The sequence below is a fragment of the Chryseobacterium sp. FG46 genome, from assembly GCF_057809135.1.
Window position 1 is genome coordinate 41,049 of sequence record NZ_JBMDJJ010000011.1, and the last position, 13,307, is coordinate 54,355.

A 13,307-nucleotide genomic window follows, 5' to 3' on the forward strand; every position below is an offset into this window, starting at 1 on the left:
ACAATGAAATTTTATAAGGCTGAATAAAGAACAACTCTTTGCCCATCAGGAACTTCCCTCTCCCAGCCTCCAGCTTCCTTACTTTAAATAAAGTCAATCACTTTTTCCAGAGCAATTCCTCTGGACCCTTTCAGCAATATATTCTCGGACTGAATTTTATTCTGTTTTAAATACTCTATTAATTCTGCTGTATTTTCAAAAGCAAGATCTGAAGAATTAACCGTTTTAAAATGTTTACCCACTGTAATAATTTCATTAAAATGAAGATTCTGAGCGAGTTTTAAGATATTCTGATGCTCTTTCTCACTTTCGTCACCCAATTCCAGCATATCGCCGATAATAATGGTTTTACGGCCTTCAAAACTGACAAAATTATTTAAGGAAGCGGTCATAGAGCTTGGGTTGGCATTATAAGTATCCAGAACCAAAGTTCTGTCCTCTTTTTTCACCACCTGAGATCTCATATTCGTTGGGGTGTATAGTTCCAGAGCGTGCTTTATTTTTTCAAAGCTGATTCCGAAATAAAGTCCTAAACTTGCGGCTGCACAAAGATTGGTAAAATTATATTCTCCTGTGAGCTTTGAAACAGCTTTTACTCCCTGATAAACCAATCCTACAAAATGTTCTTCTGAAAAAGATTCAAAATGATAATGGGAGGTTTCTGCTCCAAAAGTAATTTTAGGGGAATAGTTTTCAGTTTTCTCTACCTGAATAGGATCGTTTTCATTAACAACAATAGTTTTGTTATTGTTTTTAAGATAATCGTAGAGCTCAGACTTTCCTTTAATTACCCCTTCAAAACCTCCGAATCCTTCCAAATGAGCTTTCCCGAAGTTGGTAATATATCCGAAATCAGGCTGCGAAATGGTACACAGGAATTCAATTTCTTTCTGATGGTTGGCTCCCATTTCAATCACAGCCATCTCATGCTCCGGTTGAATGGAAAGAATGGTCAGCGGTACTCCGATATGGTTATTCAGATTTCCAGCGGTGTACTGAACATTAAATTTTTCAGAAAGAACCGCATGAATCAACTCTTTGGTGGTTGTCTTTCCGTTACTTCCTGTAAGTCCTATAAAAGGAATATTAAGTTTGCTTCTGTGATAGATTGCCAATTGCTGTAAAAATTCCAGGGTAGACGGAACATAGAAAATGTTTTTATCTCTGTTTTCAAATTCCGGAAGTTCAACAATCACTGCCAAAGCTCCGTCATCAATGGCTTTTTCCGCCAGAGTAGCTGCATTGAAATTCTCACCGGAAAAGGCAAAGAAAATATCATTCTCTGCTATTTTTCTGCTGTCAATAGTTACTTTTGCAGCCTGCAGAAATAAAGGATAAAACTGTTCTATATTCATGTGGAAATATATATTTTTTTAAAAGAAGTCACACGCAATCGCCAAATCTATACAAGTATTTTAGACTTTTCAGCCAAAGCGATTTCACGGTTCAAAAATAAAAAAACCTTCCGAAAGTTCGGAAGGTTTTTTATAAGTATTTTTTGATAAATATTATCTTCTAGTTCTACTCTTATCGCTGGCTCTGGCATCCTGTGCAACACGGAACCCTACCCATCCATAAGCTCTGTTTTGATTTTTATATCTTCTTTGTCCCGGATCCAGCCAATATGCTGTATCCTGCCAAGAACCACCTTTCACAACTCTAACCTCGTTGGAAATTCCGGAAGTTCTTTCTTTGGTATCTTTCTGCAGTTTCACTCTACCGCTGGCATCTACAACGAAACTTGTTTTAGGAGCGTTGTACATATCGAATCCTGAAGCAGAATCAGAAGCTCTGTAATATTCTAATGAAGACTGTCTGTCGCCATCTCTGTAGTTTCTGTAGTCAGCAATAGTTTGTCTTTCAAATTGTCCGGGAAGTCCTCTGTAAACTAATCTTCCGTCAGCTAGCGTATCATATTTGATAGTCCCTTCGTCGATCATTTTATAAGTTCCGTCACCATTTCTTACGATGGTCTGAGGCATGTTTCCTCTGTAGTAGTTGAAATCATTGTAATCTTCATCAATGATTGGTCTGTAAACGTCAGCCGTCCATTCAGAAACGTTTCCGTACATACCGTAGATTCCTAAATCGTTAGATGGATATTGTCTTACATCAGAAGTTTGTGCTGATCCGTCGTTTTTCCATCCTGCGATACCGGAATAGTCACCTTTACCCATTTTGAAGTTTTCAAGGAACATTCCTCTGTCTCTTCCTTTGTTACCTCTTAATCTTTCAATTTGAGGCTTTTTTCCCAGATATTGGTTATATTCTCTGTTTTTAGCCATACCAAGAGCAGCATATTCCCATTCTACTTCAGTAGGAAGTCTGAACTTCTGTACCATTGCAGCATTAGGAGCTCTGTTAGCAGCAAGCAATCTCTGGTTTGTAGTTTTCATACCAGTTTTCTGCTGCATTCTTTTCTCATTGATATACCCTTGCATTTCAGGATCATTCGATTTGAATTTATCCATGTTGAAAGCGGTACCTCCCTGATTATTGGATTCGTTGATATACAAATCTTTAGCAATAATACCAGCCTGCATCAAAGCTTTTTCGTTCGCTCTGTCTGACAGCCATTCACAGTATCTGTTTGCCTGGGTCCAGGAAACTCCTACTACCGGATAGTAATCAAATTCCGGAGAACGCAGATAAGTTTCATTATAATCGTTTCTTGCTAATTTGTTGTCCCATAATAAGGTATCCGGTAAAGCACCGTTATAGATCTCCTTAAAACTCGGGTCACTTGGTGGGAATACATACTTCAACCATGTAAGGTATTCGCGGTATTCGTAGTTAGTAATTTCAGTTTCACCGATAAAGAATGAACTTACCTGCATTCTGCGAGGTGTGTTATTCCAATCGTGCATAACATCATCTTTCACTAATCCCATTGTAAAAGTTCCACCTTCTACATATACCATCCCAGGCCAACCCTTCTGCTTCTGTTGCTTTCCTGCAAAAAACCAACCCTGTTTTTCGTTTGGTTTCCAACCTGTTTTGCTGACAAATTTTTTGGTACCGCCACCTTTGCTGGTTCCTGATCCGCCACAGCTGGTTAATGCAAGTGTAGAACTTAATGCTATTAATGAAAACAACTTTAGTTTTTTCATAGTCGATATAAATATTTTCAAAGTACAAAGAAAAAATAAATTATTCAATAAATCAAGTAAACATTTGATTTTTTTGAAAAACGTTAACAAATTAATTTTATTGTATCACAATTTAATTCTAAAATTTTCATTTATTTTGTAATTTAGCAATTTCAATAGTAAACATGAAACGAAAAATTACGATTTTATCTTTAATCGCTTTTACATCAACACTTTACGCTCAAAGAAACACCATAGAATGGAATGGCTCTAAAATTCAGGATTTTGGTGATACAAAATTAAATCTTCCTAATTTTAAAAATGAAGGTTTTTCTTACAGCCAAAATAATGTTTTTATTGTAAGCAAGCAAAAAATCGGGGAAAAGCAATTAAAAATCTCAGACCTTGTGTGGGAAAGCGTTTCTAATCAGGATTTATTTGAGCTGGATAAAGGCAGACTTCCGGATTATGATGTAGCAGATGTTTCCTATTATACTTTAGAGGGTGAAAGCTATGCCAGCATCAGTATTGCTTTATTTAAAAATGTAAAAGGCCGTGTCCAGAGATTATCTTCGTTTAATGTTTCAGAGGCTTCTTCTTTTATCAATACAACAGGAACTGTTAATAAAATAGGAACCACTGGCAATCCTTTATCAAGTGGAAATTTCTATAAGATAAAAGTAGACAAATCGGGAGTATTCAAAATCACTTCCCAGTTTTTAAAAGATAACGGAATCAATCCAAGTTCAGTAAATCCTAAAAACTTCAGAATTTATGGAAACGGAGGATTAATGCTTCCCGAATACAATCAGGATCCAAGATACGGGGCTTTACAGGAAAATTCCATTCAGGTAGTAGGTGAAGATGATGGAGTATGGAATGACAATGACTACGCTCTTTTCTATGCGCAGGGGCCTGATGGATATAATCTTTATGATACCGGTAATGGAAATGGATTTAAAAGACACGATACCCGATTCAGTGAAAGAAGTAATAATGTCAAAAACATTTATGAAGATTTCTCTTACTATTATATCAACTTTGATAAGGGTGCGGGAAAAAGAGTTCCTACTGTAGACGGAAATCTTCCTGCACAGCTGATTACAAGATATGACAATTACCAGGTGATCAACAAGGATCAGAAAAACCTGTTAAAAGTAGGAAGAACATGGGTAGAGGATACTCCTTTCACCAATGAAAAGACCATAACATTAACTACCAATTCACCTATACAGGCGAATGATGTAATACGATACAGAACTCAGGTGGTTGCGTACAATTCTCAGCAGAATACCATGGATTTTAAAATCAATAATTTAAATCCGCACCCACAGCAGGTAATTCCTATGGACACTCCTTCCTATCAGTATACCTTCTATCCTGTAACATACACCGGAATATTAACCAATCTTACCGGAAATCAGTTTACCCTGGTTTACAATCCGGATATTTCCAAGAATCCAAATGGAACTTTCTATTTTGATTATGTAGAGGTTCAGTATAAGGAAAACCTTGCATTCAATGGTTCACAAATGAACTTCAGGGATTATTCCATTGTAAGCGGAAGCAACACAGATTACGGTTTCAGTATCAGTAATGCTGCTAATATAGAACAGGTATGGGATGTAACGGATATTACAAATGTTAACAGAAGAGTGAATAAAGCAGGAGCAGGCTCTTTCAACTTTGCTTACACTGCTTCTGATCAGAATTTCAATAATGAATTTGTAGCTTTCCGTGCTGATGCGGCGTATAGTCCACAGTTTGTAGGAAGAATCTCCAATCAGAATCTTGCCGCAATACAAAACGTAGATTATCTTATCCTTACCGTTCCTGAAATGATGGGCCAGGCACAGAGAATTGCCAACTACCATCAAACCAAGAATAACTATAAGGTAGAGATTGTTGACATCAACAAAATCTATGAGGAATATGGCAGCGGAAGTAAAGACCTTACCGCGATAAGAGATTTCGTAAGCAAACTCAATACTCCTCTGGGCAGACTTCAGTATGTATTTATTCTTGGGGATGCTTCATATGATTATAAAAACAGGATTCCGAACAATTCAAACGTTGTTGCCAGCTACCAGAGTGAGCAGTCTTCTGATTATGTATCCTCTTTTGTGACGGATGATTATATTGTAATGACCAAGCCGCAGAATACCTTATTAATTGAAAACAATTTACCGGATGTGCCTGTGGGTAGAATTCCTGCAGCCAATGCAAGTGAAGCCGGAGATATGATCAATAAAACACTGGCTTATTACAATTCTCTTCAGGGGCAGTCATCTCCTTTTGGAGACTGGCGTATGCGACTTGACTTTGTAGTGGATGATAATGAAGAAGGAGGCGGTCCGTTCCATAATGTAATGAACAACTCCCTGGTAAACATATTTGAACAGCCAGGTCAGCAGGAACTCAAAGAATATAATGTTAAAAAATTATATATGGATGCTTTTACCGCTCAGAGTACCTCTGGCGGGCGGAGATATCCACAGGTAAACCAAGCTATTTCCAATGCTATCGGAAACAGTTTGTACTTATTCTATTTCGGACACGGAGGAATCAATGGCTGGGCACAGGAAAGAGTGCTTACCAGCACAGAGGTTCAGAATGCCAACAACTTCTCTAATGTATACAGCAGATTCCCTTTTGTTTCTACCATCACTTGTGAATTCACATTGTGGGACGAGCCTGCAACCAACTCTGTTGGAGAACAGTTTATTAAAATGAAGCAGGGAGGTGTTTCTACCATGATTACTTCCAGCCGTGCTATTGGAGTAGATTACGGACGTGATTTTACCAATACATTTACCCAGAATATTTTTAAATTAACCAATGACGATTTTAATTCATTGGGAAATGCTCAATTAATTGCCAAAAAACAAAAAGGCCCCAACAGTAACCACTTAAAAGTAAACTTTCTGGGTGATCCGGCTATGAAATTAAGCAGACCTCAAAGACTTCTGGTTATTGATAATATTGAAACGCCCGTTCCGGGACTGATCAGAGGTCTGGATTTTGTAAAAATTAAAGGACACATTAATAACACTAATGGAACACTGAACAATACCTTTAACGGAAAAGTCAGCATCAATATTTTTGATAAGAGATTAAACAAAAAAACACTCAATAACAGTGGCATTTTAACTCCGGTTTTAGATTATACTGAAGAAGGAAGTGCTATTGTAAAATCTGCAGGAACTGCTGTAAACGGAGTTTTCACTGCTGAATTCTACGTTCCTAAAGATATTAACTATGCTGTAGGACAAGGAAGGATATTAGCCTATGCTGACAACAAATCAACGGATGTTTTTAACAACCAGGCTGTACAGGTGGGAGATATCAATCCTAATGGAATTAATGATAATCAGCCTCCAAAAGTAAAACTGTATATGAACAACACCAATTTTGCTGATGGTGGAATTACCAACCAGAATCCTATGCTTCTTGCCTGTCTTACCGATGATACAGGAATCAACTCAACAGGATCCGGTGTAGGACATGATATTACAGTATACCTTGACGGACAGATTATCAATACAGTTGTTTTGAATGATTTTTATGCTCCAGGAGAAGGAAACGGATGTTTAAATCCAAGCCTTGCCGAATATCAGAAAGGAAATGTAACCTATCCTTTCAGAAATCTGGCAATAGGACAACATCAATTAACATTTAAAGTTTGGGATATAAACAATAATTCGACAACTGCTACGTTAAATTTTGAGGTTAAAGATGAATCTGACCAACACCTGACAATCAACCGTCCGCTGAACTGGCCAAATCCATTTACCAATAAAACCTATATTCAGTTTGAACACAATTGTGATGATATTCTGGATGTAAACGTACAAATTTATACAATAACCGGAAGATTGGTAAGAACCTTATCACAGCCAGTGGTTGCAGAACCTTTCCTACAGGGCTTCAGAACCCCTCGTCAGGCAATAGAATGGGACGGAAGAGATGATTTTGGATCTACGGTAGCAAAAGGTACGTATATTTTTAAGATATTTGCAAAAAGTCAAAATCAAGAAAAATGCAAAGGAAGTGCTACAGCTGTAGAAAAAATGGTACTTTTGAAATAATAAAACAAAACAATAGACAATAATATTAATAAAAAACTGATAATATATAAAAGACAACATATGAATTTAACTACTAAACTGCTATTAGGATTTGGTTTGAGTGCTGGTTTTTTAGGCTATTCGCAAGATTTAGGTAAAGTAAACCCAGTTCTTACCGGAGCTCCTTTCTTAAGAATTGCACCTGATGCAAGATCGGGAGGTATGGGAGATCAAGGGGTGGTAACCTCTCCGGATGCATTTTCACAATTCTGGAATGCGGCTAAATACCCTTTCAGCAGGACAAGTTCTTCCGTAGGTCTTAACTATACGCCTTACATGGGAAAACTTACCAATGATGTATTCTTATTATATGCTTCGTTCCATAAGTTTTTGGGGCAGGAAGAAAGATCTACAATTTCTGCGAGTATCTATTATTTTAATATGGGACAGGTAGACCTGACTCAATTGGTAGGTACGGAAATCGCTTCCATGGGTACATCAAAACCAAACGAATTCTCCATTGACGTTGCCTACGCTTTGAAACTCTCTGATTCATTCTCAGGTGCCGTTACCGGTAGATTTATCCGTTCAGACTTAGCCGGAGGCTTCAATACAGATACTACTCTTAAAGCGGCCAACAGTTTCGCAGTAGACGTTTCAGCATACTATACCTCACCAAGATTCTCCAGTATAGGTGGATATGATGGTAAAGTGAATGCCGGTTTAGCGGTTCAGAACTTAGGCCCAAAACTGGATTATACAGGAAATGAAGAATCAAGATCTTATCTTCCTACTATGGCAAGATTAGGGGTTGGATATGACATGTACCTGGATGATATGAACAGAGTGGGAATTTCTGTGGAAGGTTCAAAACTATTGGTTCCGGGATCTGAGTATGCCGGAATAGACCCGAATACAAGACAGCCCATCTACCAGATCCCGAATGTAGGGCCAATGGCTGGTATCGGAAAATCTTTCAAAAATAAAAACAGTATCATGTACAGTGGTGCTTTGGAATATTCCTACGACAATGCATTTTCTGTAAGAGGAGGTTACTTCCATGAAAGTGAAGAGCAGGGAGCAAGACAGTTTGCTACCGCGGGGGTTGGGTTAAGATACCGTTCTTTCGGGCTTGATCTTTCTTACCTGATCAACATGTCTAAGATCAACAGTGCTTTGGATAACACGCTTCGTTTCGGTCTTACCTGGAACATTGGAGAAGAAACATCCAACAACGATCGTTAATAAAAGCAACAGCTCTATAAAAAAGCCTCATACATTATTGTATGGAGGCTTTTTTTATGTCAATCGTCAATTCGCTTCGCTTGTCAATTTTTTATATGCTGCAACCACTCACCATTCACTTTGCGAAGCAAAAATTCACTATTGATTCGTGAATAGTCAATCGTCAATCCGCTCCGCTTGTCAATTTTTTATATGCTGCAACCATTCACCATTCACTTTGCGAAGCAAGAATTCACTATTGATCTTTGAATAAGGCAATGGTATAATCAAGGAGTTTTCCATCACCGTAGTCTCCATGTCCCGGAACTGCAATTTTCACATCGGGATATTCTTTTTTTACTTTTTCAACAGTAGCGGACCAGGCAGAAACATTGGCATCACCTAAATATCCTTTACCTGCCTCCAGCTCTTTTAATAAGCAGCCTCCAAATAAAATATTCTCGCTCGGGAAATAACCTACTGCATTATCTTTTGTATGCCCTTCGCCGAAAAATTTTGCGATAACATCTTTATCCCCGACTTGTAAAATAACAGCATCATTAAAACTGTTTTCAGGAATAGCAAAATTATTTTCTTTGGCCAGCTCAATTGTTTTTGTATAAGAATAAGAAGGAATACTATGTTTATGAAACGCCATCACTCCTCCTAAACTATCATCATGAAAATGGGTTGGAATAATGGCCTTAATTTTTGCATTAAGTTTTTCATTAATCCACCGTATCAGCTCTTCTGAACTTTTGTCATTGGTAGGGGTGTCGAAAACAATAGCTTCGCGATGATCTTTCACAACCAATCCATTACAGGGTACATTTCCAAAATCATTGGTCTGTTTAAAGGAAGTATGAATAAAAGAATTTTCCGAAATCTGGGTAATAATCAGGGTGTTGGATTTATAAACTTCCTTTGCCTTGAAGTTTTCCTTTTTCTGTGAACCGCAGCTCAGAATGAAAAAAGAAAAGAATATGATGAAGACATTTTTAATAGTATTTTTCATGAAACCTTTTTATTTAAACTTTGAGATAAGCTAAGGTAGGAATTCGTGGAATAAGATTTGTTACCTCTTCTGTTAAAAATGACCAATTGTGAATGGTGAATCATTCCTATGTCTCTTCTGTCAATTTATTTTAAATAGTACAACAGCACAATTAAAAAAATATAACATAGAAGTTGAGAAAAGTCTTTTTTTTATGGCGATTTTCTTAAATTCAATAGCTATTTTTGTAATATGAACTATTCGGCGGAACTAAAAAAATTTGTAACCAGTCAGTATGTATATTCTGCCATCAGAATTACATTAGCAACTGTTCTGCCTTGTTTAGTCCTCGCCCACTTCGGGATTTTGAAAGAATATTTCCTTTTCCCTCTCGGAACCAGCTTTGTGGCTCTTACAGACCAACCCGGCCCTTTTATCCGAAGAAGAAATGCTCTTACTTTCGCTATATGCTGTTTTGTCTTTGTAGCGCTCATTGCCAGCCTTGTAATGAATTTCAAAGTACTGGTCATTCTGGAGGTTATTATCTTCGGGATGTTTTTTTCACTCATTGGCGTGTATGGCCAGAGACTGGCAGCGGTAGGTTCATTATCGCTTGTGGTACTCGCCATCTTTATTGATGGGCATCTTACAGGAAGTAATATCTTTAAAAGTTTATTGATTTTTGCTTCCGGCTGTATATGGTTTTTACTTATATTCCTTGTTGTAACGACCATTCGTCCTTATAAACTGGCAAGCCAGATGATTGGTGAAAATTATCTCCAGCTGGCTGATTTTTTAAAGATCAAAGCCAATTATTATCAGAAAAATCCTGATTTTAATAAGCTGACAACTCAGGTTATTGCCAAGCAGATTCAAATAAAAAATCTGCAGGAAGATACGCGGGAAACAGTTTTCAAAACCAGAACCATCGTCAATGAATCTACGACCACCAGTCGTTTACTAATGCTGATGTTCCTGAACTCGATGGACCTTCATGAAAAACTGATGACTTCTGAAAGTGATTATCAAAAGCTGCAGCAGAGCTTTGAAGACAGTATGATCCTGGTTAATATCCATGATTATCTAAACCTTTTGGCTGAAGAGATCACCAATATCGGAATTGCCCTTCAAAGTGGTACCAGAGCAAAGCCGATGTTTAATCTGGAACAGGAATTAAAAAGCTTAAATTATAATTATTTCGAACTTAGAAATAAGCAGCTTTCGCCGGACAATCTGGAAAATTTCATGATCCTGCGCCAGATCCTGATGCGTATCTATGAGATCACAAAGGAAATCAACGAGATCTATAAAGTATTTTCACAGGATATCAAACTGGCGAAAAGTTTATCTACAGGGTTAGACCTTAAGAAATTTATGCCTAATGAGCCTAAGTTGAATGCCAAGGTTCTGAGAAATAATATATCATTATCATCTTCCCATTTCCGCCATGCCATAAGAATTACAACAGCTTTATTGCTGGGATATGTTTTTTCTATGTTCGATTTTCTTGGACTGGGGCACACGTATTGGATATTAATTACCATTACAGCAATCTTAAAACCAGCTTATTCCATTACTAAACAGAGAAATCTTCTCCGTCTCTATGGAACGATTGCCGGGGCAAGTATTGCGTATGCGATTCTACATTTTATACATATTAACGGGGTTTTATTTGCGATTCTCCTTATCAGTATGATTATGTGCTTCAGCTTTTTGAAAGGACGATATTTTTGGGCAGTTTTATTCATGACCATCTATGTTTTCCTGACTTTTAATTTTTTAAACCCCGGGAAAGTCAATATTATTTTTAAAGACAGAATCCTGGATACTGCCATTGCCGGAATTATTGCCTTTGCAGTATCCTATATTGTGCTGCCGGTGTGGGAACACACCCAAAACCTGGATCTGATGAAAAAGTCTGCCGCTGACAACCTTATCTATTTCCAGAGTGTAATTTCTAAATTCTTAGAAGGAAATTTCGATCTTGAAGATTATAAGGTAAAACGAAAAAATGCCATTATTTCTTTGGCTAATCTTTCCGATAATTTCCAGAGAATGATTTCTGATCCTAAAAATCAGCAGAAAAAACTGGAAGTAGTACACCAATTTGTGGCTACATCACATCTGATTACGGCCTATACCGCTTCCCTGTCTCAATACTCCAAAAGTAATGAGCAATACCCTGAAATAGATGCTGAAAGCTGGAGCAGAAAGATTGAGGCCGAAATGCAGCAAACCTCTACCCTTCTCAACGGAAACGATGTTAACGAAACACTGAAACGGGAAAGCCGTCTCGAGCCGGAAGATTCTTCCATTGAAGATATGCTTCTGAAAAGAAAAACCGAGATTGAGGAAAATGAAATTGTAGACCGAAGAGACCCTGATAAAATATCACATTTAACAGAGCTTAAAAATATCCATGATATCCTGGAGCTGATCTATGATGTAGCAAAAGAACAGAGAAAAGTAATCGAAAAATATAAAAACGAAACAGAATCTATTGCTACTCCTCCACAATCGTAAAACAGTAATCGTCAAAGAATTCTACTCTGGCTTTGAACTCATCTGAAAACTGATCATCATATACACGGCAGCTTATTTTATGAAGATGCTTCAGCCCGAATGGCTTTACTTCATAGTTTTTCTTTAAAGACCAGTATTTTGAGTGGTGGATCTTGTACATACTTTCCTTCACACTCCATATAATAGTGTAAAAAGTATCCGCTTTATCTTCAGGAATAAATCCACGCTCATTTTCATAGGTAAATTTATCAATCACCCTTAAAATCTTAGGGTTGAATTTTTCAATATCAATTCCTATTTTATTTTTGGAAATAGCAATCGCCGCAAAAGGAAAAGAATGCGTAATAGAAATTTCCGCATCGTAGGGAGAAAGAAAAGGTTCCCTTTCTTTATATAAAATTTTAGAATCCGGTTTCAATCCTTTCAGGAGCTTGCGAACCATCAGGACTTCCAGTAGTTTTTTAGGATGATAATCTTTTACCTTTTCGGCATTTTCCGGCTCCAGAAGTTCATTGATATCAAGTTCTTCACTTTCATCGTACTTCCAAACCAAAATTGTGGCATTATCATCTGAAAAATCTCTGTAGAGGGGCATTCTTTTTTTATTGGACAAAAATAGTGAAAAAAGCTTGAAGATGGGAGCTGGAGGATGGAAGTTACTATTCGTGGTAAAAATAATTTTCAGACCAGATAAAAGAAATTGTTGGTAAAAAAGGCTAAGGAAAGGAAGCTGAGAGCGGGAAGATGGAAGTTACTATTCGTGGTAAAAATAATTTTCAGACTTTATAAAGGTAATTCGTTGATGAAAAAGCAAACTCTTTGTTTCCTTAATCTTTACAAACCTCCAGCTCCCTGCTCCTAGCTTAATTATTTAGCCCGATGGTTCACATCATTTCTGTGCTCTACAATTTCCAGATTAGCATCTACAAAATAAGCACTTCCAAATCCGTTTACATAAGAACCTTTTACCGGTTGAAGAGCAATCAAAATAAAATCTCCCATTTCGGAAATTACCTCTACTACTTTACCGTGTGTTTTTCTAAGTTTTGCAACTACAGTATTCCCTATTTTAGAATCTCTTTCAATCTGAGAAGTGACTGCTTCAATGGTCAGGCGTTCGCGGGCATAGATTTGTTTAGTCGCCGATTCATCTTTAATAAACATAATAGATGTTTTTCTTCCGTCTGCAAGATTTTTGGTATGTTTTGCCATGAAAGATACCAGAATATAAAAAGTATGATCTACCTGTACAAAAGGAGCGTAGCTTGAATTAGGGTTTCCTTCGGCATCAACAGTAGCAAGAATTACACTTTTTGAAGCGTTAATCAGTTCCTGTACTTTTGGAGCAACAGGTTTGATTTTCTTTTCTGTATGGATTTGATTCATAATATATTTGTTTATCAGCTAAAA

At 37.2% G+C, this 13,307-nt stretch carries 8 protein-coding genes; 3 read left to right on the plus strand and 5 right to left on the minus strand.

Going from position 1 to position 13,307, the window contains the following annotated elements:
• Positions 1–83: 83 nt before the first annotated feature.
• Complete coding sequence (locus ACODR7_RS10135; protein WP_488838917.1) at positions 84–1,355, minus strand: UDP-N-acetylmuramoyl-tripeptide--D-alanyl-D-alanine ligase; 1,272 nt, start codon at positions 1,353–1,355, stop codon at positions 84–86.
• 153 nt (positions 1,356–1,508) lie between these two features.
• Positions 1,509–3,110, minus strand: coding sequence for a gliding motility lipoprotein GldJ (gldJ, locus tag ACODR7_RS10140; protein WP_076597391.1), 1,602 nt, complete (start codon positions 3,108–3,110; stop codon positions 1,509–1,511).
• Between the two features lie 164 nt (positions 3,111–3,274).
• On the opposite strand from gldJ, the gene porU reads away from it, so the two are divergent.
• Both porU and porV read left to right on the plus strand, forming a co-directional pair.
• Positions 3,275–7,177: a type IX secretion system sortase PorU gene (gene porU, locus ACODR7_RS10145; RefSeq protein WP_488838918.1), complete on the plus strand. Its 3,903-nt coding sequence runs from the start codon at positions 3,275–3,277 to the stop codon at positions 7,175–7,177.
• 60 nt (positions 7,178–7,237) lie between these two features.
• Entirely contained in the window at positions 7,238–8,401 is a 1,164-nt protein-coding gene (porV, locus tag ACODR7_RS10150) for a type IX secretion system outer membrane channel protein PorV (protein WP_076597393.1), read from the plus strand.
• Positions 8,402–8,636: 235 nt separating this feature from the next.
• On the opposite strand, the gene blaCHM is transcribed toward porV, so the two are convergent.
• Positions 8,637–9,395: a CHM family subclass B1 metallo-beta-lactamase gene (gene blaCHM / locus ACODR7_RS10155; protein ID WP_488838919.1), complete on the minus strand. Its 759-nt coding sequence runs from the start codon at positions 9,393–9,395 to the stop codon at positions 8,637–8,639.
• 231 nt (positions 9,396–9,626) lie between these two features.
• Here blaCHM and ACODR7_RS10160 point away from each other — a divergent pair, with 231 nt between their 5' ends.
• Complete coding sequence (locus ACODR7_RS10160) at positions 9,627–11,897, plus strand: FUSC family protein (RefSeq protein WP_488838920.1); 2,271 nt, start codon at positions 9,627–9,629, stop codon at positions 11,895–11,897.
• Here ACODR7_RS10160 and ACODR7_RS10165 read toward each other — a convergent pair.
• Both ACODR7_RS10165 and ACODR7_RS10170 read right to left on the minus strand, forming a co-directional pair.
• Complete coding sequence (locus ACODR7_RS10165) at positions 11,878–12,492, minus strand: 4'-phosphopantetheinyl transferase family protein (RefSeq protein WP_110366689.1); 615 nt, start codon at positions 12,490–12,492, stop codon at positions 11,878–11,880. The genes ACODR7_RS10160 and ACODR7_RS10165 overlap by 20 nt on opposite strands.
• A gap of 272 nt (positions 12,493–12,764) precedes the next feature.
• Positions 12,765–13,283, minus strand: a complete 519-nt coding sequence (locus tag ACODR7_RS10170) for a HugZ family pyridoxamine 5'-phosphate oxidase (protein WP_488838921.1) — start codon at positions 13,281–13,283, stop codon at positions 12,765–12,767.
• Positions 13,284–13,307 lie beyond the last annotated feature (24 nt).